Here is a 23,058-nt window from a genome sequence, read left to right as displayed (position 1 = left end):
TTATTTTTTAGGTTTATGCTATTCTATACTAAGTTTTCTGATTGTTCTATCCCATCCGCCAGCAATATAGAAGTTATCTTCACTATCGACTGCAATATCCTGAGGCGAATTAAAACGAGCATCCAGTGGTTCGGTATCGGAATTTACCTGACCACTTTGTCCTGGGGATCCTGCCACAATTTCTACCTGATCACCAGAAATCTTGTTGATAAAACTACCTGCACGGTTCACCACATAGATATCTCCGTCAGAAGTTACTGTCATACCATAAGGTTCTATAAATTGGGCATCCTTCAGTCTATGTCCCGTATTAGAACCATTACCATTGAATCCTGCATATTTCTCTATATGCCAAGTTCCATCCTGGTTTTCATAGATTTTGTAAATACCGGCCATCTGATAAAAAGAGGCAAAGAAGCAATGGTGGAATTTACTATAAATCATCTGACAACGGTCGCGGAAATCAAAAGGTTTATCTCCTTCCAACTTGATCATACGATATGTCAAATTCGGCAGATCTACCTCACAAAAGTTACAATTCGTATCTAGATAATATAGGTGATCATTGTCATTCTCTCGGAAAGCACCCGACCAGATTTGTCCAGGCATATCATTCTTCGAAATCGTGATGTTGGTATTCTTCTCCGCATAGTTTTCCTTACGAGAGTAAGAATAGATTGTACGGTCATCCGCCCAATGTTGAACGAGATAGAATTTCTCTCGCGTATTATCGACAGCCGGTGTTCCAAAGCAATGTGATGTAGAAAGCGTAACTACCTGATTATCTTCCGGTGACACCAAACTTACACGAGAATTCCACCATGACTCCACGGCAATAACATTGTCTGAATTGTTACCCTTTACGGTAGCAATATTCGATACCTCTTTGAATCGGGCAGAATTTAAATCTCCATCTTGATTCTTCTCATCACCAAAGGAACCTGCCAATGTCTTGAGCGATTTTGTCTGTTCATACTTAAACAAGACATTCTCCCCCACTACACTGTCCTTACCGCATACAACGGAAATCTGCTGCTTTCCTGCATTTAACTTAGGTACCAATCCCAGTATCGAACTACCATTAGTCCGCACCAGTACTGCAGGTTTCTTTCCGAAATACACTTTCATTTGGCTCAAACTGTCACCGAAGTTACCATTCACGATAAACGGTGTATTGATACCGCCATAAGGTGGATCAATAGACGTAAGCGATACTGATTTACTCGCATCATACGTGTTGATAACCTTTGGATACAGTTCGATGTCTTCCTTGCTCTCACATGCCAACAGGAGAGCAACAGATAAAAACACAAAAACTTTCTTCATGGTTAACTGATTTTCATAATATAATTATTAAGTAATTCGACTGCAAATATATTTCTGTCATCCAAAGAAACTATATGACGATATCGAAAAATAATAGAAGAATATCGATAATGTAACAAATCATAAAGAATTTGTAACGAGAAAAAAGTACTTTATCGACATAAGATAGCACTATTTTCATTAATTTTGTACAAATGAAAATAATCTGATAATTAACCATAAAGCAAATGAATTACTCAATAGACCAATTACATCTACTTACATTAAATGTAGGCTATGCCTGTCATAATGCCGACTGGAACTGGAAAAACGTACGAAGCCCATTTGCACGACTATTCCTCGTTACAGAAGGCTGCGCTTCCATCGATATCGGAAACCAAAATTATACTCTCACACCAGGACATCTATATTTTATTCCCGCCTACACACGACACAGTTATACTTGTACATGTCATTTTTGCCACTACTATCTGCATATCTATGAAAACAATGACAACGAAGAAAGTTTCATCGAGGATTTCACCTTTCCCGTAGAAATTGAATCACAAGCATCCGATGAAGAATTCATGAAACGTCTCTGCACGATCTATCCTTTCCTTAAACTTCCCGAATCCAACCCAAAGAGCTACAACAATTATCAAACTTTGGTCAACAATCTCCAACTCAACAGTCGTTGCTGTATGTGTGACAATATAGAAGCACGTGGCATCATCTATATTCTTATGTCACACTTTTTCAAATATGCTCATCAACAGGTTGACATCCAAGACGATCGCATTGCCAATACTCTGCGATACATCCGACGTCATCTCGACCAAGCCATAGAAATCGATGCCTTGGCCCAACGAGCCTGTATGTCGAAAGATCACTTCATCCGCCTCTTCAAACAATATATGGGTACTACACCTAATGTATATATCACACGCAAGAAAATTGAAAAAGCGGAACTACTCTTAGTCACCACCAATCAACCGATAAAATTCATTGCTGAGACACTGGGATATATCGACAACTCGTATTTCAACCGTATATTCAAAAAAAATATCGGCATTACTCCACAACAATATCGTATGAAACGATGAATCACTTTGTGACTTCTTACTCCTATAAAAGGGATATACTGTAATGATTCTGACATAAAAACAAAAAAAGTGAAGAAAAAATTTTGGTATATCGAAAACTTTTCATACCTTTGCACCCGCAAACGAGTAAAAGACGGTACCTTAGCTCAGGTGGTAGAGCAATGGACTGAAAATCCATGTGTCCTTGGTTCAACTCCAAGAGGTACCACTCCTCCTTTCATTAGGCGCGCCAAGATTTGGTCGCCTTTTTTTATGCCTTAAAATTTGCAATCTTTTATTTTTTCCATTATCTTTGTCATGTATTTATAAAAACATGAAACAATTACCACATTTATAATCAATATGAACTTGAGAAACTACATTATATCATTTGTCTTCATCCTTCTGCCCATACATCTGTATGCAGTCAAGGCCAATTCTACGCCATTCACCGTAATCGGACCAGATGGAAACCTAATCACCCTTGTGATGCATGGCAATGAATCATGCAACTGGTTCACCGATTTTTCAGGAAGAGTATTTCAAGGTATCATTCGCAACAACCAACTGACGATAACATCTTTCGGTTATCCCAAAAATTCAATGGTACATTGCTTAGGCTCACAAGCTATCGTAGAACAAAATCCTACCACACGTGTAAGCGTAGGCAGCACCACTCCTTCTTATTTTCCACACACCGGTTCACCTCACGCTCTAGTGATACTCGTGAATTTTAAAGATTTGCATTTCAAGAGCAATGACCCTAAGAATGATTTCAATATCTACCTGAACCACATAAATGACAATGGCCCACATCCTGCCTATGCCTACAATTATTATAACAATACTTACAACGAATATGACAACTATGGGTCTGTAGCCCAATATTTCAAAGACATCTCCAAGGGCAAATTTACACCCATCTTTGATATCGTTGGTCCTGTAACAGTAAGTAAAAATTATGACTACTATGGCAGCAACAGTGCCGGTTCTGATTCCCACTATACACAGATGATAAAAGAAGCTGTAGAACTCGTTGATCCCTCTGTCAACTTCAAAGATTACGACTCTGATAGTGATGGGAATGTCGACCTCGTATATATCATATATGCAGGTTATTCAGAAAGTAACCGCGCTGGTAGTGACTATCTATGGCCAAAATCCGGAACCCTAGGTTCTTCTAAAATCACAACGAAAGATCAAGGCGTCATCGTGAATCGATTTGGCATCAACAATGAACTCAATGGGCGACCTACCGATAAATATATTATGTTCAATGGCATCGGACTATTCTGTCATGAATTCTGCCATACGATGGGACTCCCTGATATTTATCCAACTATCGATTTCTCCGACTACAAAAACTATAACGACCAATCCATGGAGTATTGGGATTTGATGGATGGTGGGGAATATACTGGCGAAGGCTACTGTCCTACCCCACTTACTCCTTGGGAAACAGAAGCACTTGGATGGGATAAGATGATTTCCATCCCAGAACAGGCATCCACGATTACCTTACAACATACAGAATCATATAAAATTCCAAGTAGCAACACCAATAAATATGCCATACTCCAGAATATCCAACAAGAAGGTTGGTATAGCAAGATGCCAGGACATGGTCTTCTCGTTTACCGCATAGCTTATGATGGAACTATCTACATGAGTTCCGGTATCAACAATAATAAAGGATTCCCTGACGTCACCTTACTTCCTGCCGATGGTAAGATTACATCCTCGTATCTCGTTGATGACGAAAAGGCCCAAACGAATCCAGACTATATCACCAACACGGATTATTGGACAGATTTGGCAGGTGACCCTTATCCAGGCATCACACAACTTGATTTCATTCTATCTATCGATATCAATGGCACGATAATAGACAAGCCTATATATAATATTAAGGAATCGGATGGTAATATCACTTTCGATTATCTTGAAAATAAATCTACAGGAATTATCAACTTCCCATCGACAAAGAATGGCAGTCGACTCGATCCGCAACGCCCAATGTACAATATAAATGGTCAACGTATAACATCAGATTATCAAGGTATCATCCTACAATCAGGACATAAGTTTATTACTTCTTCAAAATAAAAGCATTCGGAATAAAATTGATAACATATCCACCGAACCCTTCCAGTTCGACAACAACATGCTTGTTGCCCTTCACGCGACGCACAACCCCTTCCACGCCCTCGAAAGGACCACTTGTAATAGTAACATGCGCATTAACCTTACCTTTTAAGTCATCAGCAGAAAGATACACCACCTCATCCATATTCACCTCCGTAGCATGGATGAAATTCTCCATTTGTCGCGTAGGCACCGTCATTATCGTATCAGGTTTATCCGAAACAACAGAGCGTTGTATCATATAGCGCAATGGTTCACATTCTACCGTTTGCTGTTTCAGTCTTGTTATCGTCTTCTGATCACTAAAGATAAAGATCAGATTATTCACGGCCGGCACCAGTTTACGCTTTACACGCTTATTCTCTACATAATTTGTATACTGCATAGGTACAAACGAACGTATATCATGCTCGTCGAGATACGCCTTCACATTCATCTGCCGAGAATAAGTTACTCGCATCGGGAACCATTGTTTCATAGAATCAGCTATATTAGTTTTAAGTTGCAAATATACATTATTTTTTTTATATAGGACAATATCAACAAAGAAATCACATAAGCTTCATTTAAATCACGTTAAATCGGTTAAAGAACTAATTTCTTCAACTGTTTTTTTATATCTTTGCACTCAATTAAAATAAATTAAATAATGGAAATAATAAAAACCAACATCGATGGAGTATTGATTATAGAGCCTCGTCTCTTTAAGGACGAACGTGGTTACTTCTTTGAAAGTTGGTCAAAAAGAGAATTCGAGGAAAAGGTTGGTAACATCGAATTCGTACAAGACAATGAAAGTAAATCAAGCTATGGTGTAATGCGCGGTCTGCACTTCCAGCGTCCACCTTTCACCCAGTCTAAATTAGTAAGATGTGTTCGCGGTCGTGTACTCGACGTAGCCGTCGACATACGAAAAGGCAGTAAGACCTACGGACAACATGTAGCAGTAGAACTTACAGAAGACAATCATCGTCAGTTCTTTATCCCGAAAGGATTTGCACATGGTTTTGCAGTTCTAAGCGAAACCGCAGTATTCCAGTATAAATGTGATAATTTCTATCACCCAGAAGCAGATGGTGGAATTTCCATTACCGACGAAAGTCTTGGTATTGACTGGAAGATCCCAGTGAAAGAAGCCATATTAAGCGAAAAAGACACAAAACATCCTTTGCTCAAAGACTTCGAAACACCGTTCGAACTTTAACGAAAGGAATATAATATGAGAAAAATTTTATTCACAGTACTAATGGCATCATTAGTACTGAGTTTTTTTGCGTCTTGCGAAAACCTAGATCCCGAAGATCTAGAACAAACAAAAAACGAGAAATTAGTAAATCTTACAGTTAAATGCAAGTTGGATAACAAATTCATTGACTTTGCAACAAGAGCTAACGCCACGGCACAGGATGTCGGAATCAAAAACATCTTTTGGGCCTTAGTCACTTCCGACAACAAGATCGCATACTCCGGAAGGGAAACAACTAAAGATTCAGTTTTTGGAAAACTTTCTATTAATTGTAATCCTGGCAATTACCGTCTAGTAATCTTTGCTACCAAAGACAGTGTTCCTGTAACAAATAACGATGAGGTCATCAATTATACTAGTGGAAAGGTACAGGAAGCGTATAGCTATAGTGCTAACGTGAGGATCAAATCAGTAAAAAATAATACTAGGACATGTACCTTAAAACACTGTATTGCACGATTCAACATCATCAACACATGCCCTATTCCTGACGATGTCACAACAATTACCCTTACTGCGGATGGAGTATGTAAAAGTTTCGACATGATTAACAATATCGGTATATCCCCAGAAACAATAACTCGTGATATTCCTTTAACTCCTGACAAACACAAGGAAATGAATATCTTTTTAAACTTTTTCCTTCCAACAACAGATGGGAATATCACTCATGCCAACATAAAGTTAGAGTTCAAAGATAAAGAAGGAGAGGTCGTTAGTACATGTACATTCTCAGACCTACCTTTAGAAACAGACCATACCACCCTATATAGAGGTATTGTAATAAAAGATGCCGATAACAGCAACATGGAAATAGATACCGCTTGGGGGGATACCCTTAAGGCACCCCAACCAATTGTATCACAAATCATTTCTTCGAAAGATGCAAAAATCTACTGATAGCACTACCAAGATCGCGCTGTTTGTTATCGATATATGCATCTAGAAGTTTACAATTCCCAACAGGAAGAATATCATAGTCGGCTATAACTGCAGGTATCAGGCAGCTATAGCCTTCTTTTAATTCCACCTCTTGACCATTACTCCGTATACGAATTTTACAACTACCCTTCAGACACATCGAAATAATAAAGCTATCATATTTTATCAAATCTCGATGGAAAGGTTCTTCTGTGTCAACAACCCGTACACTAAAGTAAGGTGTCGACAATACCGAGTTTGCACGATTATCAACCTCCACATAACGAGTACGATAATCATCCTCTACATGAAAATCCAAAGCCTCTGCTGCTAGATCAGTATGCAATTCCCGAGGTTTACCATCCATACCAGGACGATTATAATCAAAGATACGATAGGTAAGGTCACTACTCTGCTGTACCTCAGCCAATAGGATGCCACTACAGATGGCATGCACCCTGCCCGCTGGCAAATAGAACACATCACCGGCTTTCACCTCATGCTTTGCCAACACCTCTGTAATGGTTCCGTCAGCAATTCTCCTTCGATATTCGTCCTGATTAATTTCATGACTAAATCCGGCATACAGATAAGCTCCAGGTTCTGCGTCTATCACATACCACATCTCACTTTTACCAAATTTGCCATGCACTCTTTTCGCCATTTCATCATTAGGGTGCACCTGAATAGATAAATCTCTATGAGCATCAATAAACTTCACCAATAATGGCAACTTATTATTGTATTTTTCGGCTACAGAGGCACCGAGAATCTCTATAGGATATTCCTCTATAAGTGAAACAAGATCGCGACCAGCAAACGGTCCATTAGTTATAATATTGATACTTGAAGGAACGGCCGAAACCTCCCAAGACTCTCCTACCGGCAGACTATGTGCATCAAGGCCTTTCCATTGGCATAGTTTATCACCGCCCCAAACGGTCTCATGTAGATTTGGTTCAAATAGTAATGGTAATATATTCGTATTTTCCATTTTACAAATTATTTACCGGCAAAGATACAAAAAAAAATAAAACCACACATAAACATAAAGAAAAAAGCCTTGCTCTTCGCAAGGCTTCCTTCATTTATCCAATACATCATACACAGAATTATTACTCTTAAATTCTGGTACTATCCGTTTCATGATCTTGACAGTTTCCATATCATCAAACTGCCAACTTACATCTATCAACTGCTGGATTTCTCGATTCACCTCTTGGTAATCATATTCGCGAACCGAAGCAATGCGAATCTTTTCATGAAAACTAGGTTTCGTACCTTCTAACTCATTGAGTACTTCCTCATACAACTTTTCACCAGGACGCAAACCAGTATACTTTATCTCTACATCCGTTGCGCCACTCAGTTTTATCATGCGCTCTGCCAAATCTGCAATTCTTACAGGTTTTCCCATGTCAAAGACAAAGATTTCGCCACCATTACCCTTCGTTCCTGCTTCTAGTACCAACTTACATGCCTCCGGTATCAACATAAAGAAACGAATGATATCAGGATGTGTTACAGTAAGTGGTTCACCTCGTTTCAGTTGTTCCCTGAACAGCGGAATTACCGAACCATTACTTCCCAACACATTACCAAAACGAGTGGTAACAAACTGCGTCAGGACACCATCCTTGCCATTATCACGAATTTCCTTGTTCAAACTCTGCACATAAATCTCACAGATACGTTTCGAACATCCCATCACATTCGTTGGATTCACGGCCTTATCCGTACTCACCATCACAAACTTCTTGACACCATATTTCACACTCAGATCTGCAATGACTTTCGTACCTAAAACATTATTTTGCACAGCCTCACAAGGGTTATCTTCCATCATTGGCACATGCTTATATGCAGCTGCATGAAATACGTAGTCTGGGCGGAAGTCTTGGAAAATCCGGTCCATCCTATCCATTTTCGTAATCGATGTCACCACAGTTTTTGCAGGGATTTCCGGAAACTGTTTTTCCATCATCAATCTCACATCATGTTCCGGTGTTTCAGCCTGATCAATCAACATCATGCCAGCCGGTTTAAAGAGTGCCACCTGACGAACAATCTCCGAACCTATCGAGCCGGCAGCACCCGTTATCATAATGCGCTTCCCCGTAAGTTCACGAGCAACACTCTCCATATCTACTTTTATTTCACTCCTAGGCAATAAATCCTCGACACTCACCTCTTGTAGTGCTTGTCCCTGTGTCATCGACCCAGCTACCCATTCCTTAGCCTCATCGATCATAAAGATCTTCACACCAGCATCGATAAAGAAATTCTGCAGTTTTTCATCCTTACGAAATTGTTGATTCCTTTGTGGCGCTACCAGCAAAGCCTCTATCCCCAATTGTTCTATCACCTTTTTCAAAGAGTCATCTGCATCAAACACTCTTACCCCCATTAGATTATGATGAATCAAAGTCTCTTGATTCGAGATAAATCCTTTCAAATCAAACCTCTTAGGCTTCTCTGTTCTTATCGATTTAGCCAGCATCACACCACCATCCAACACGCCATATATCAATGCCCGCATGGTTTTTTCATCTTGGAAGGCCAGATCGTAAAGTTCTTTTACCAGCACACGTACAGCCCACATCGCTACAGTAGCAATGAAATACAATCCAATAATTTCACGACCATTCAGATTAGAAAAAAAACTCGTTGGCAACCTATATAACGGATAATGAAGCACAAGAGCAATTACCAGATTCATCAAGTTGGCATACCCGACTCTCTTCAAATCAACAAACGAAGAATACCTAAAGATACCAGAATAAGTATGGAAACGTCTAAATCCAATCATTGCAAGTATCGTATAGATAAACATAGAATGCACAAGTTCCCAAAAATGTGTAGCCGTTTGCATACCATGTCGGAAAAGATAAAACATGATAATTCCCGATGCCATAACAATTGACATATCGAGCAATAAAATACACCAATATGGCAAAGAGTTTTTCTTAAAGTACCAGCATATTAAGTGATTCAGTCCCATGTGTTTTAAGTAATTAAATGTTTAAATCGAATGATAAGTAATGCTATATGGCAAATCTATATATTATTTTCTTAAGTTCCAACTATTTTATGTTATTTTTTTCGAATATTTTAATACAACCAAATAAGTTTGCAGGATCCTAAGCTTTTTTCAAGATAAAAACGCATTTGGAGATAAGAATTCTACTATATAATCTACACTTGAAAGCACAAAAGAATTTAATAGATGATATACAAAATATTGAACTTTCAATCAACAACACAATAAATTAAAAAAGGGAGACCGAAGTCTCCCAAAGATCAATTAATTTTGTATCAGCGCTTCAATACTTTTACAGAATTTTTTCTGTAGAAATGCACGGTTCATAACAGAAGCACCTCAAACGTTAAAATTATTTTTTATTTCTTAATCTACAATCGACAAAAGATGCTCATAATTTGCGAATTCAGAATTAATGATGTAGTGATTACGAATATTAAAAATATGAGCAAAACGTAACCACCTAGTTATCAATAGGTTGCAATTCTACATCTTGTTTTATCCTCGAAAAATACTGAAAAATCGGCTTTTTCAGTTAACTACACAAGGCAACATACCTATTCACGTAAGCTTACGAAGTTAACTTCGTAAGCCGATGAAGTTAACTTCATTCAAAAAGTCGACCTTTTTGAGGAGGTGTTTTCCATGTTTTCCAGGGCATCATGCTTCCCAGATGTTCTAGATAGAGCAAAAAGGTGGGCACTTTTTCTTTTAACAATTCTCGGATAAGGTTTAAATATTGTAAAAACTATCTTATAAAGATACCTTTGTAGAAGAATTGAGCGATATGCGCACATCATTCATTTTTCCTAATTTCTTTCAAATATTCCTCATGCAAGTGATAATATTTCTTCATAAACATCACATACCCCAAAGCCAAAAGCAATGCAGCACATATCAAATATATCCAATGTGCCAACACCGTATTAGGGCAACAATAAATAAAGCCCAAACTAACGACCAATTGCATCCCCATATACAGCAATGAGATCTTCATATGCCCTATTTTCAATTCATTAGCCATAATCTGATACGCATGCTTACGATGTGCCATTCCTAAATTCTCATGCAATATGATGCGATGACATATTGTTAAACAACCATCTACTCCATATACAAGCAAGAAAATCAAATATGTTACATCTTTTGTCTTCATAATCAATGCACCTATCAAGAACAGAAGGATATAAGCAATTCCTATAGATCCCACATCACCTGCAAAGCATTTAGCCTTACCTTTTGGACGGAAATTGAATAAACAAAATACCAAATCAGCTAATCCAACTGCAATAATTAACGATGAATCAACAAAATTCATGTGTTCGTTCAACAGATACAATGGTATCAATGATGCAAAAGCATAAGCACCAGTAATTCCATTTATTCCATCCATAAAGTTGATGATATTAGATGCGCCTACACATACAATAAGTGCAAGTAAAACCACCCACCACATGTTCCAATGTAGCATACCCAACTGATAGAACATCAATAGCATAGCAGCGAACTGCCCTACTAATCGAACCTTATCAGAAAGTGACCGAATATCATCAATAAAGCTAATACCAGCTATTACTGTTACCGCCAAAACAAACCACGGATAAGTGAATCCATAGAATGCAGTCCATATCCACAACACCATCATGAATATGATGCCACCGCCACGAAGTACAATACTCGAATGGCTCGACCTCTCATTAGGTTTGTCGATGATATTATATTTATCAGCAATGCGGAAATAAATCAGCTCTGCTGCAAATAAAACAATCACTATAATTAAATACGTTCTCCACATATATTAAATCTTTTATACATTCATAAATCATAGATTACAACTCTTTAAGACCCGTTGCCATATAATAATTGACTGTCACTGCTCCTCCCCACATCCTGTAAACGTATAGTGGTGTAATGCCTCCAAAATCCATTGTGCACGATTTTACTTCCTGCTCCATAAATTCTTTTAAACGTTCTTCTATCTCACTCATATTGATTTCGGTTTCAACAAATGTCCCCACACGCCACTCCAGAAGGCACTCCACATACTCTCTTTATATACCAACTTATGCTTCCATTCGTTAGCCCTCCAGCGATGCCATTTCCAAATAATCCTTGGAAACAGTTTTCTCGGTTTATCATTAGCAATGGCTGGGGATAATATTTCTTTTAGCACCTTATCTTTCAAATCTGGATCGAATTGTACTTCAGGAAACAAAGATACATCAAAGCCCAAATCACCTACACAGATGGCATTAAAAACATTATAAAGACGTTTCATACCAAATTGTTCTAGGATATTTTCCAACCATGCCCATTCAACTTTGCGGCCATGCGCCTTTACAAAGAATGCCCAATCTAGCAACTGCCTCAAGTTTAACCCTGATGCAGCAAACTCTATACAAGCATGTTTAAGCAAGAAAAGTGCGTGCAGGTTGGGTGATGGCAGATATACCTTCTCACCTTCCACCTCAACATAATAGGAATCATCTTGACCTTGCTCTTTCAATAAAGATTCAAATGCTGCATTAGATTTATGATGATGCACATTAATAAAGTCAAAATGGTTCTCCACCATAAAACCACCCCAGTCAAATACAGTATGGTGGTGATGAGACGTATCTACAATAACGCCTTTATCCTTTACCAATAATGCATCAGCTTCCTTCTGTTTTCCAAACAGCCAGATATCTATATCTCCACAAGGCCGGTGCTCAGGCTTAGGCCAGTCAATACTACAGGCATACCCTTTCAACACCATCATTTTATACTCGCGGGCGTTATACCAGCCAGCCAATTCTGCTATGGCTTTCTGATATGATGTATATCGATATTCATAGCTTTGAAGGGTGCACCCTATCCATTGTAACAACACCTCTTTTGGAGGTCTGGCAATTTCAGATAAACAATTGATGCCATCAAGTATAATGGCTGAAAGCCCATGCTTTGCCGCAAGAGCTTCTATTGTGGTCCAATCCACCTCATCAAGAATGGGTTCCGCATTATGTCCTATACCCAACTTGATAAGATTGAAAAATATGTCCTTCTCTTTCATATAATGGTTCCTCACTAAATCTTGTAGTTTGTCAGCACATCCAACGGCTCCCAACCTAGACCCCTGCGAGCCTTTTCATTAGAGAAAGTAAGACTCTTGGTCATCTTCTCCAACTTATAGGTGTTGATAGGAGCTTTGTTACCAAGCAAATCACCTACCTTGGCCATACACCACGCCATCCAATACGGAATATTGATAGGCCTTCGCTTCCCCAACTGCTTGGCTACCGACATGGAAATCTCACCAAAAGTAGGTTGTCTGGTATCACAGACATTATAGATACCACCCTTTTCTTCCAACAAAGGAAGCAAGCGGGCTATGTCTTCTGCCATCAACACACTCTTTCTAACTTTGCCGCCGGCAATATTCATATAAAATCCTTTCTTGATACCGTTCACCATCGCGCCCAGATTGCCAGGGGCATTCTTTCCGGCAAGAAGAGAGGGACGGAGAATAGCCAATCTTACCTGATGGTCTAAACACCACTGTGTCAGATACTCCTCTGCCATAATTTTACTCTTGGCGTATGGCGAATCTCCATTCAAGGGGTGCGACTCATCTATCATTTCTCCAAACTCACATCCATATACCGCCACTGTGCTGATAAAGACCAAACACTTAGGTTTTCCAGCCATTTCAAGTGCAGAACACAAATTCACCGTTCCCTGATAGTTTACATCAAAGAACACCTGTTTCTCTGCCTCTGTCTTAGGAACTACGTGAGCCTTTCCCGCTGCATGCAATACCACATCATAGTGGGTATTAATAGGTGGTACCTCTTTAGCAATATTTATCTTGATGTCATCATCATCAGTCAATCCGATAGTGTGCACATCATACGATCTTTCCAATATGGGGCGTATATTGTACCCCAAGAATCCAGAGGCCCCCGTAAAAAGAAGTTTCTTCATCAGATTTTAAACAAATTATTTCCTTTTATGTACATTTCTTGTACTTCCGCCATCTTCACATTCTCATTTTTGGACACTTTGCTGAAACATGAACCGTTGGACAAAATAGAGGCAACGAAGTCCTTTATTTCATAACGAAGGCCTTCCCCAACAAAAGGATAGAAATACTTCTTATTCTGATTCTGGTCTTCATATCTAACCTCAAAATAATCTGTTTTCCACCAGGGGGCTGGAACATAGACGTACCCCCTCGTACCAGCTATTGTCATCGAACCTTCCGTTTTCACACCAAGCCCAACTTGGAAAGATGCAACGGCATGGTCATAACGGAAGACAGCCTTGGTGAACATATCCACATTATTCTTCATTTTACTATAGAAGTTGATATTACGGAAATCTGTTCCCAAGAACTTAAAAATCGGAAGAAGCGGGAAACATGCATTTTCACTCATACTTCCACCTATCCTTGTACTGTCAAGTTTCTCTGATTTCTCATCTGTCAACGTGGTGACAGATGCATTCACCTCAACAATATCGCCAATAACACGCGATTTCAATAGAGAGAACAAATGACCAAATGCAGGCGTATAAGCCGTCTTTAATGCCACCATTAACACCAGGCTCTTCTCTTCTGCAATCTGGTACAACTCTTCTGCCTGATCTTTAGAAAACACAAAGGGGGTTTCACATAGGACATGTTTACCGGCCATCAACGAAGATTTGGCATACTCGTAGTGAGTGTAATGAGGAGATGCAATATATACCGCATTACAGTTTTTATACAACTCATCCAAACTATGAGCAGTAACAGGCACCTTGAACTGTTCGCAAAAGGCTGTATTCTCTGTCAAATTTGGATTGTATGCAGCTGTAATAATAGCACTATTCACATTGTCTGATTCAGGAACAAAACGCGAAGCAATGCTACCCGTACCAATAACACCTATATTGACGGTAGGGCGCTCTTTGCGTAATTGGGTTGAGGATATTCCTTCTGTTCTGGGCAGATAGACCACCTTGCAGAACTCATTCAAATAATCAAAATACCCTTCCCAATCTGAACCTATAGCGAATATGTCAACACCATATTTCTGGATGTCATCAATTTTCTGTCCACGGTATTCCTCAATAACAATCTGGTCTGCAAGACCTGTGGCTTTTACCGCCTCAATACGCTCCATCACATTGTTGCAGGTATTCATCTTGCCTCGCTCCAGGTCAAAGTTATCCGTAGTGACGCCCACAATGAGGTAGTCACCCAGATTCTTTGCCCGTTTCAAGAGGTTATAGTGCCCCTGATGGAATAGATCGTATGTGCCGTATGTGATAACCTTCTTCATTATATGAATTTCTTTTCCCTTAAATCAAGGAATGCATCAATCAATTTATCATAGTCCACCTCTGTCAAGCATCCAATATGTCCAACACGGAATACGGTATCTTTCATATCACCACCATTCGGGCAAATCCACATACCATACTCATCCTTAATTTTGAGGAAAATCTCGTAGGCTGACTGTGTAGTGGGATGCAGCGGTGTTACAGCATTACTCAGGCTTTCACTAATAATCTCAAATGGCAGGTTATATTCCTTTAGTTTATTACGGAAGTAGCTTGCTAAGCCTGCTGTGCGCTTAATCTCAGCCTCAGCACCACCCATAGCATCAATCTCCTTTAGGCGGACATTAATCTGGCGCAATACACCTACCGCTGGTGTCCATGGTGTCTGTCCTCTTTCCTGGTTCTTCAATGCCAACTTTAAATCCAGATACTGACAGCAGCATTTGGTCTTTTCAATACGTGATAACGCAGAAGGAGCCAATATCATCAATGCTATGCCCGGAGGACAAGCCAATGCCTTCTGACTGCCGGTAATCATCACACCAGCATCAAGAGCTGCCATATCAAAGGGGTCACACAGGAAAGTACTGATAGTGTCAACTATCATAAAGCAGCCATTGCGTTTGCAAAAGTCACTTACCAGATTGATGTCATAATGGACACCTGTTGAAGTCTCGTGCTTTTGCAACAGGAATGCAGTATATCCTTTACCCTCGTAAGGGGCAAGGTGCTCTAGTTTCAATGCTTTGCCATGTTCCAACTTAATCTCCGTGAAAGGAATCTCATGGAGTGTCAGAAGTTCTACAAAACGCTCACCAAAACTACCGCCATTAATAACAAGAGCTTTATCATCCTTAGTCAAGCAGTTCATGATGGCTGTTTCCATGCCACCAGAACCAGAACAAGTCATAAAGACAGCCTTACTATCCTCTGTAGCATTTGCAAACTTCTTTAGCAGTTGCTCATTCTCAAGCATCAAGTCAGAAAACTCTGCTGTTCTGAAATAAGGCACTTGCTCTGCACCTATAGCCCGGACTGCATTACTTGACTGTACTGGGCCAACTGTAAAATTGATCATTATATCGTATTTTTATTTAAACATTTTTTAACACACATTTCAGTTGCATGACCGCCAAGGTATGTGAACTTGTTTTTCACCATATCTCTTGTTTTCTCACACTCTTTCTGATAGTCCATTGTCAGTATGTGTTCTATCACTTTGTCCTCTGTATCAAGTATGCCATTGGGCATTTCCTTAGCAAAGTCAATATATAAGCCACGGGTTGACTTATAGTCATCGTAGTCGTACGCAAAGCAGATAACAGGACGTTCCAGAATAGAGTAGTCCGCAATGCAAGCAGAATAGTCAGAAATAAGAATGTCTGCTACCTTGAACAAGTCGTTGATGACTGGATAGGAAGTATAATCCAAGCAGAAATCATCAAATTCTACTCCTAGTAGTTTGGTAGTATAAGCATGAGTTCTGAAGAGAAGGACATACTTATCTTTAAGCTTCTCCTCCCACTTCTGTAAATCCATTGGCGGTTTGATGGCGTATGATGCTCCCTTGTCGTAACTGTCACGCCAAGTAGGGGCATACATCAAGATTTTCTTATCCAAAGGTAAACCTAACTTTTTCTTGATAGCAACGACCTCATCATTTGTCACATGGTATAGACCGTCATTACGGGGAAGACCTGAAGGTATCAACGCGTCCTCTCTCACATTAAAGTCACGTTTGAAAATCGTCTTCTGGTACTCACTCTCATAGCAGAAGAGATCAATATGACTAAAGTCATAGTCCTTTCTTCCACCAGCAGCATTGCCTATACAGTTGAACGCTACTCCATGCCAAGTATTCAGATAAACACATTTTTTCTTCTTGTAATGCAGACTACGTTCAATATTCACACAAGTAATCCAATACTTGGCCTTAAGCGTGCATTTGAAGTACTCTGGTGTATCTGCCTTAACCTTAATAGCTGGACCAGGCACATCCACATGCTCCGGGTCCTCCAACGCCCATATAAACTTATAGTCTTTAAACTCTGGGTGTGCTATCATATATTCATAGATAGCACGAGGACTATCATTATACTTACGTGTATGACCGCTAAAGATAATCATCTTATCATCCATAGGCACAAAACATCCCCACACTCGCATAAACGCGCTCATGGACTTTCGGAATGTCTTATTGATGAAATAATTATGCTTTAGAGCATAGTCTAGTCTTGCCCTAAAGCCGTGCATTTGTGTTTCTGTCATTGCCGTATTATATCTTTTATTTTTGTTGTCAACAACTGTAAATTAGACTCGCGTGATAAATGCATCTCTGCATATTTTCTACTATTATTGCCCATCGATAACAAAGTATTCACGTTCAGCAGTGCCATCTTTCTAAATGATTCTGCCAAAGCAGTCTCATCATCAGCGGGGGTTACAAGCCCTGCCTCAGCTTTTATAATCATTTTTGCAGCATCAGCCTCAGATTCCATACTCGCTATTACCGGCTTCCCCGACATCATATAGGCAGTTAATTTTGATGGTACTCCTTGTGTCCCAGTACCTGTTTTTAAAGCCAACACCATAACATCCGCTTCTTTTTGCACTTTTGCCACGGCACCAACAGGAACATCACCAAAAACAATATCAGTATGTCCCAATTCCTTTACCAGTTTCTGACAGGCTAACTTTTCGTTTCCACCACCCATTATTCTATATTCTGCATTTCGCAAGTCTGCTTTATGGTACGAGCGAATCATCAACTCGACGTTAGCCTGTCTATTGTTGTTGCCAACAAACATAAAGACTGTTTTACCGTTTTTTCTATATGTTGTTTTCCAATCGATAAAATCCTCATCCTTCTGCCAATTGGCAATAACAAGGAACTTGTCTCTTGACACACCTCTTGTTTTGGACAAGTAATCCGCCATGCTTTCACTAATTGTTCTAACAGCGGCAGCATGCCGTATATAATACCTGTCAATCCATCCCAACAAAGCTTTTACTAAACGATGAATTCCTAATCTGTTAGGAAGTTTGGTGAGCAAAGACTCTGGGTAAATATCTTGAATCGGGACAATGTATGGAATACGATATTTTACACAGGTTTTAGCAACTTGATAAAGACCGAACAAATGCCAACCATCATTGTAAATGAAAGATATTTCATCATGATGTTTCTTTATATATTTTACAGAAGCATTCCCGAAACTTATACTTTCCCGCATCCTTCCCCAAAATGACGATTTGGGCTGAACATACGTGTCAGTGACAATCTGATGAAAAGTGTTTGTGTCTACCGCAGGTGTATTTTTAAAATCAAAACCCTTCGGTCTCGAAGGCCGCGGATTAATTACCGTAACATCAAACTCCTTTGACAATGCTAAGGTCAAATCATAATTAAGCGTAGCAGACGTTACTGGTTCCGGAGGAAACACTGCAGACACTACTAATATCTTCTTTTTATTCATTGAGTTTTTTTATAATTTTCGCTGGGTTGCCGGCTATTATACAATTATCAGGAAATGTTCCATGAACGACACTACCTGCGCCTACAATAACATTATTTCCAAGTGTTGTACCTTTCAGTATAATGGAGTTCATTCCAATAAAACAATCGTCACCTATAACAATAGGAGCCCTGCGAGTATGTTGTTCATTAAGCCCTTTGTGCCTATATTCTAATTCTATAGGATGAAAATCATTGTCTATTATTTTACAATTCGCCCCCACTCTTGTGTGGTTGCCTATCTTAATGCTATCCCATGCATATATCGTGCTTCCACTGATTCCACAATTCTCACCGATTTCTATTTTCCCACCATATCTAGCAACAATAATACAACGTTGGTATAACCCAAGCATATTACTACTGAAACTGGAAAAAACAGAAGTGCCCCCCCCAATTTTTATCGAACTTCTAGGGAATGAGAACACTATACACCATCCCCTAAAGTCTACTCTTCTATACGTGATCAAAGCCTTCAAAAAAGAAAGGCGTAGCACTAGACCTCTAAACATGTGATTGTAAATATGAGATTTCAACAATTCTTCTCAAATGATCTTCATTAAGAGGATTCTGAAAGCAATCGATATTATCTTTCAACACCTCGTCAGGTAAAGACCACCATTGAGATTCTTCTAATATTTTTATTACATCTTCTGAGAATCTATACTTTATTACTCTAGCAGGAACACCACCAACAATGGCATATGCAGGCACATCTTTAGTAACGATAGCACCGGCACCAATAACAGCCCCATTCCCGACATGAACACCTGGCATAATTTTTACAGACGACCCTATCCAAACATCATTCCCTATAATAATATCCTCATATTCTTCAAATGCATGTTTTCTGGTCCACTTTCTACCAGTCCCATTTATTCTTGCTGTAAAAAGGGATGACGTTGACATATAATCAAGAGAGTGCTTACCCATCCCGATTTGAGAATAATCACCCGCTATTGAACAGAATTTTCCAATATGGGCATGTATTATCCTGCAATGACCGCCAATATAAGAATAGTCACCAATTGACGAATAATAAACCTTACAATTTCTCCATATTTTGGCTTTTTTACTAATTTCCGAGAATTCCACTTGAGAAAAAAAAGAAATTGACCTCGAGAAAAGGCTATATACCTTCCCTATTGCATATAATAATAATCTTCTCATTACCTGATTACACTCTGAATAACACCAATCTGGAATTGTGGAGTCCAGTTTTCATCAATCTCCTTCATACATGCTTTGCGAACTTCTTCACGTTTATCGTTTTTCTCTGCAAACCATCTGGAAATACTTTCTGCTAGTGATTCAACGTCATTAATCTTAAAGAAAGAGCCTGTCTCGCCTTCATGTATAGCTTCAAACTCCGGCATCTGATGAGAAAAATCATCATGAGTCAATACTGGAGTTCCAAACACCATGGTATGCATGGCTGTCAAGCCAACATTACCTGGCGAAACGCATAAGTCTGCATTATAAATCAACCCACTCAATTCCTTTTCATCATAACAAGGGCCATAGAACCAGACTTCGTTCTCTAAGTCCAATTCTGAAGCTAGTTTTTGTAGGTCTTCCAGTGTTTCACCGCCTCCAATAAACGTCATATTATAATTTTGCCCTTTTTCTTTGAGCATTGCCATTGCATGAAGGATTTGATCCAGTTTCTTAATATGAGTTAGACGCCCGACAAACATCAAATTGGGATTATCATTTCCAAATTGTACCTTATATATCGGAGATGCAGTCAACTGTTTTCGTATCGCCACTTGTTCATCATATGCCAGAGAATTGTGGATTACATATAGCTTATCAGGATTGAACCCTTCTTTAATCATCAACTCTCTGGAATAGTTACCATAAAGGAAAGTGCCACCGTTGGGTAGTTTAAACAGTATCTTTTTTGCAATTCTTTCTACCTTAGTTTCCTTACCATACCACCCATGCGACCAAAAATACACCTTTTTTTGTGGGTGAAATAATCTTGCTCTTAAGCAAAAGAGCCAAGTGCTAAGCGAACGTGATTCTCCCAGCAAAATAAAAGCATCATATCTTTTCCACAATAACTTCTGTATCCCAGGGCGATATAACCAGCCAAATATATGCTTAGTTGGCATTTCTGTTACTTTACCATTAAGCAATGAGTAATCCATTTTCTTAACATTTAGATAGCTATCACCAAAGAAGAAATCACATTTATATTCTTGGTCTATTAAACGAAATATACTTGTGCGATAGTGCTGCGCATAATTATAAATCAAACAGAGCTTCATTGCTTAAATTGATTTCATTAATTTATAAATAAATACGTATTGTTTTGTGAATAGCGAAAACAGTACTCCTTCTATTCTATTCTTCAGAAGAGGTGACTCACGCAAATGTATAAAAAGGTGCCTATGATTATATAGGCATTTGTTTAACAGACGTTGTTCATCTTTGTTTGATTTGAGGATATTCGCTAGAGCATTATTAATATACATTGATATCATCTTGTGGAAGATAATTTGATGTTCAGCTGCCACTGACTTTTCACAAAAATCTGAGAGATGCTCACACACAATCTCCACCAAATCATAAGATTTCTTTGGATTAATTGTACGTGTTATTGAATTTGGATTCTGGTAAACGTAATAAACTAATTCATTCGTACGAGATATCGTATTTGCCAAATAATATGCACGCGGTGTGAACTCAGAATCCTCATGCAGGATACCTTCATAAAATAATAAATTATTCTCTTTTAAGAATGAAGATGACCAAATAGAAAATGGTGCACATGGGGATTTAAGATGTTCTAAAAACAAAGGCCCATCAAGAGGGGTTTCATTTTTGTAAGACATTCTTCTCACAATTTTATCGCCAAATACGTTTGCCGCACATATTGCAAATGCGTCAGGTTTTTCTTTATATAATTTGTCAATAATGCTATATAGACAATTTGGCGCAATCCAATCATCTGCATCAACAAACATATAATATTTCCCCTTGGCATTTCGCATACCCGTATTCCTGGCAGATGAGAGTCCACCATTAGGTTGACTGATTACGGTAATATTATCATATTCATCAGATAATTTTTCTAAGGCCACCAAACTATTATCCTTAGAACCATCATTTACACATATCAGCTCATACCTACTTCTGTCAATGTTCTGTTCCTCACATGAACGCACACAGCGTTCAATGTAATCCTGCACATTATAAACTGGTATGATTATCGACAAATCTTTTGTTTGTTGCATTATATTTAATTTTCAAAAAATTACGCACAAAGAAAGCAAATAACATCGCAAAGAAGTAGCAACGAGCGAAGGGATATGTGGAATCAAAACATGTCGCACAAACACCACTAAAATAGAAAACTATTAAGAATCTGTCATTGCGACAAAAACGCCATAACAAATTATATATCTTTCCGACAATATATGGACCAATTACAACACCAAATACGCCAAAGTCTCTCATATAAAAAGTGTAGGCTGATGCAGCTGCATTATGGAGACATTCTGTTGCAGGTGTCCATATATCTTGAGCAACTATTGTACTAATACGCTCGAAACTCACATCCATTCCAAGAAGCTTAAATGGATATAAAATAAAAGAAATTGGTTGTTCAAACATTGACAATCCTAGAGCATAACCTTGACACTCGTTCGTCGTTTTATAATGAGCCTCAAAGACCGCAGGGAATAAAGAAATTCTTTCAGCAACAATATCAAACACATTCTCGTCACCTCTACCAATCGTCGCTAAAGAAAAAGCACCAACACCAATCAGAGCTATAATTGTTATATTTATTCTACTTATTTTATAGACCACATCCGAATTCCCCACATAAAAGCTAGCCACATAAGAGAGGAAGATAAAAAACATAAATTGCATAAGACCTGTACGCCCGCCAGCTGTCATCAACATATTTAATAGTGCAAGTAGAACAGCAATAGAAATCGTAATTATTACACTATTTTTTTTCCTGTCTCTATAGTCAACAAAAAAACAAGTCGCCATTAGAACGAATGATACTGGGGTTATAATGTTTTGTTTCAGGAACTCCTCCAAGTATCCATTTTCTTCTTTTTGAATCCAATACTCCTCGTACATTCTCCATAGTTCACCTCCTGAAATAATTGCCTCAAGGTTAGTATATGCCATGGGAATTACAACTGACACAGCAATTATTTCAAGAAGTCTTCTTTTTTTTACAGAATAACTAACACATTCGAATGTTTGAGGTATCTTTTTGATTTTGGTTGTAAAAAGAGTTAAGTTAAAGAAAAAACTGCCTATAAAGAAAATATAGTATATCTCATTAGATACGGGATGAACATAATAATTATGAAAGATTGAAATATACAAACATATTGCCCAGTATACATTTGTCAAGAAATAATGGTTGGTTATAAAACCAAACTTTTTCTTTGACACATACGAGGCAAATATTAAAAATAACAACCAGCCTATGAATAAGAATTGTAGCATGTTATTCAAGATTAATATCACA

At 38.6% G+C, this 23,058-nt stretch carries 21 protein-coding genes and 1 tRNA gene; 5 read left to right on the top strand and 17 right to left on the bottom strand.

The genetic code is table 11. The annotated features are described in order from the left end of the window. Window positions 1–18: 18 nt before the first annotated feature. Complete coding sequence (locus K333_RS0110020; RefSeq protein ID WP_027452654.1) at window positions 19–1,326, bottom strand: IPT/TIG domain-containing protein; 1,308 nt, start codon at window positions 1,324–1,326, stop codon at window positions 19–21. Window positions 1,327–1,553: 227 nt separating this feature from the next. On the opposite strand from K333_RS0110020, the gene K333_RS0110015 reads away from it, so the two are divergent. From K333_RS0110015 to K333_RS12455, 3 genes are all read left to right on the top strand, one after another. Then, the gene (locus K333_RS0110015; RefSeq protein WP_024990001.1) at window positions 1,554–2,408 is read left to right on the top strand and encodes an AraC family transcriptional regulator; all 855 of its coding nucleotides are present in this window, start codon (window positions 1,554–1,556) and stop codon (window positions 2,406–2,408) included. Between the two features lie 135 nt (window positions 2,409–2,543). Beyond that, a tRNA-Phe gene (locus K333_RS0110010) sits at window positions 2,544–2,616 on the top strand. A gap of 140 nt (window positions 2,617–2,756) precedes the next feature. Then, on the top strand, window positions 2,757–4,493 hold the full coding sequence (locus K333_RS12455; RefSeq protein WP_161624569.1) for a M6 family metalloprotease domain-containing protein: 1,737 nt from the start codon (window positions 2,757–2,759) through the stop codon (window positions 4,491–4,493). On the opposite strand, the gene K333_RS0110000 is transcribed toward K333_RS12455, so the two are convergent. Beyond that, a complete protein-coding gene (locus K333_RS0110000; RefSeq protein ID WP_024990003.1) occupies window positions 4,477–5,010 on the bottom strand; it encodes a UpxY family transcription antiterminator in 534 nt (177 codons plus the stop codon). The genes K333_RS12455 and K333_RS0110000 overlap by 17 nt on opposite strands. A 171-nt stretch (window positions 5,011–5,181) precedes the next feature. On the opposite strand from K333_RS0110000, the gene rfbC reads away from it, so the two are divergent. Both rfbC and K333_RS0109990 read left to right on the top strand, forming a co-directional pair. Beyond that, window positions 5,182–5,736 (top strand): dTDP-4-dehydrorhamnose 3,5-epimerase, encoded by a 555-nt coding sequence (gene rfbC, locus K333_RS0109995; RefSeq protein ID WP_024990004.1) that lies wholly within the window; start codon window positions 5,182–5,184, stop codon window positions 5,734–5,736. 150 nt (window positions 5,737–5,886) lie between these two features. Further along, window positions 5,887–6,678: a hypothetical protein gene (locus K333_RS0109990; RefSeq protein ID WP_154653042.1), complete on the top strand. Its 792-nt coding sequence runs from the start codon at window positions 5,887–5,889 to the stop codon at window positions 6,676–6,678. Here K333_RS0109990 and K333_RS12450 read toward each other — a convergent pair. The 15 genes from K333_RS12450 to K333_RS0109915 form a co-directional block, all read right to left on the bottom strand. Beyond that, window positions 6,647–7,693, bottom strand: a complete 1,047-nt coding sequence (locus K333_RS12450; protein WP_024990006.1) for a type I phosphomannose isomerase catalytic subunit — start codon at window positions 7,691–7,693, stop codon at window positions 6,647–6,649. The two genes, K333_RS0109990 and K333_RS12450, sit on opposite strands and share 32 nt — an antisense overlap. A 90-nt stretch (window positions 7,694–7,783) precedes the next feature. Continuing rightward, window positions 7,784–9,700 (bottom strand): polysaccharide biosynthesis protein, encoded by a 1,917-nt coding sequence (locus tag K333_RS0109980; RefSeq protein WP_027452653.1) that lies wholly within the window; start codon window positions 9,698–9,700, stop codon window positions 7,784–7,786. Window positions 9,701–10,535: 835 nt separating this feature from the next. Then, complete coding sequence (locus K333_RS0109975; protein ID WP_024990007.1) at window positions 10,536–11,534, bottom strand: MraY family glycosyltransferase; 999 nt, start codon at window positions 11,532–11,534, stop codon at window positions 10,536–10,538. A gap of 34 nt (window positions 11,535–11,568) precedes the next feature. Continuing rightward, window positions 11,569–11,727: a hypothetical protein gene (locus K333_RS13235; protein ID WP_154653041.1), complete on the bottom strand. Its 159-nt coding sequence runs from the start codon at window positions 11,725–11,727 to the stop codon at window positions 11,569–11,571. Beyond that, entirely contained in the window at window positions 11,724–12,791 is a 1,068-nt protein-coding gene (locus K333_RS0109965; RefSeq protein ID WP_024990008.1) for a nucleotidyltransferase domain-containing protein, read from the bottom strand. The genes K333_RS13235 and K333_RS0109965 overlap by 4 nt, the downstream gene beginning before the upstream one ends. A 14-nt stretch (window positions 12,792–12,805) precedes the next feature. Then, on the bottom strand, window positions 12,806–13,702 hold the full coding sequence (locus K333_RS0109960) for an NAD-dependent epimerase/dehydratase family protein (RefSeq protein WP_024990009.1): 897 nt from the start codon (window positions 13,700–13,702) through the stop codon (window positions 12,806–12,808). Continuing rightward, window positions 13,702–15,042: a Gfo/Idh/MocA family oxidoreductase gene (locus K333_RS0109955; RefSeq protein ID WP_024990010.1), complete on the bottom strand. Its 1,341-nt coding sequence runs from the start codon at window positions 15,040–15,042 to the stop codon at window positions 13,702–13,704. The genes K333_RS0109960 and K333_RS0109955 overlap by 1 nt, the downstream gene beginning before the upstream one ends. Next, on the bottom strand, window positions 15,042–16,121 hold the full coding sequence (locus K333_RS0109950; protein ID WP_024990011.1) for a pyridoxal-phosphate-dependent aminotransferase family protein: 1,080 nt from the start codon (window positions 16,119–16,121) through the stop codon (window positions 15,042–15,044). Before K333_RS0109950 ends, K333_RS0109955 begins: the two co-directional genes overlap by 1 nt. Beyond that, a complete protein-coding gene (locus tag K333_RS0109945; RefSeq protein WP_024990012.1) occupies window positions 16,121–17,311 on the bottom strand; it encodes a CDP-glycerol glycerophosphotransferase family protein in 1,191 nt (396 codons plus the stop codon). The genes K333_RS0109950 and K333_RS0109945 overlap by 1 nt, the downstream gene beginning before the upstream one ends. Beyond that, a complete protein-coding gene (locus tag K333_RS0109940) occupies window positions 17,308–18,519 on the bottom strand; it encodes a glycosyltransferase family 4 protein (RefSeq protein WP_027452651.1) in 1,212 nt (403 codons plus the stop codon). Before K333_RS0109940 ends, K333_RS0109945 begins: the two co-directional genes overlap by 4 nt. Then, a complete protein-coding gene (locus tag K333_RS13635; protein ID WP_316928819.1) occupies window positions 18,512–18,913 on the bottom strand; it encodes an acyltransferase in 402 nt (133 codons plus the stop codon). Before K333_RS13635 ends, K333_RS0109940 begins: the two co-directional genes overlap by 8 nt. Window positions 18,914–19,061: 148 nt before the next feature. Next, the gene (locus K333_RS12445; RefSeq protein ID WP_036886243.1) at window positions 19,062–19,727 is read right to left on the bottom strand and encodes a CatB-related O-acetyltransferase; all 666 of its coding nucleotides are present in this window, start codon (window positions 19,725–19,727) and stop codon (window positions 19,062–19,064) included. Continuing rightward, a complete protein-coding gene (locus K333_RS0109925; protein WP_238314401.1) occupies window positions 19,727–20,710 on the bottom strand; it encodes a glycosyltransferase in 984 nt (327 codons plus the stop codon). The genes K333_RS12445 and K333_RS0109925 overlap by 1 nt, the downstream gene beginning before the upstream one ends. A gap of 123 nt (window positions 20,711–20,833) precedes the next feature. Continuing rightward, on the bottom strand, window positions 20,834–21,799 hold the full coding sequence (locus tag K333_RS12755) for a glycosyltransferase family 2 protein (RefSeq protein WP_024990017.1): 966 nt from the start codon (window positions 21,797–21,799) through the stop codon (window positions 20,834–20,836). Then, complete coding sequence (locus tag K333_RS0109915) at window positions 21,756–22,982, bottom strand: O-antigen polymerase (protein WP_024990018.1); 1,227 nt, start codon at window positions 22,980–22,982, stop codon at window positions 21,756–21,758. The genes K333_RS12755 and K333_RS0109915 overlap by 44 nt, the downstream gene beginning before the upstream one ends. Window positions 22,983–23,058 lie beyond the last annotated feature (76 nt).

The organism is Segatella albensis DSM 11370 = JCM 12258, from assembly GCF_000426565.1.
Lineage (GTDB): Bacteria > Bacteroidota > Bacteroidia > Bacteroidales > Bacteroidaceae > Prevotella > Prevotella albensis.
The sequence above is the reverse complement of the archived record's forward strand: the minus strand, read 5'-3'. Positions and strand labels throughout refer to the sequence as shown.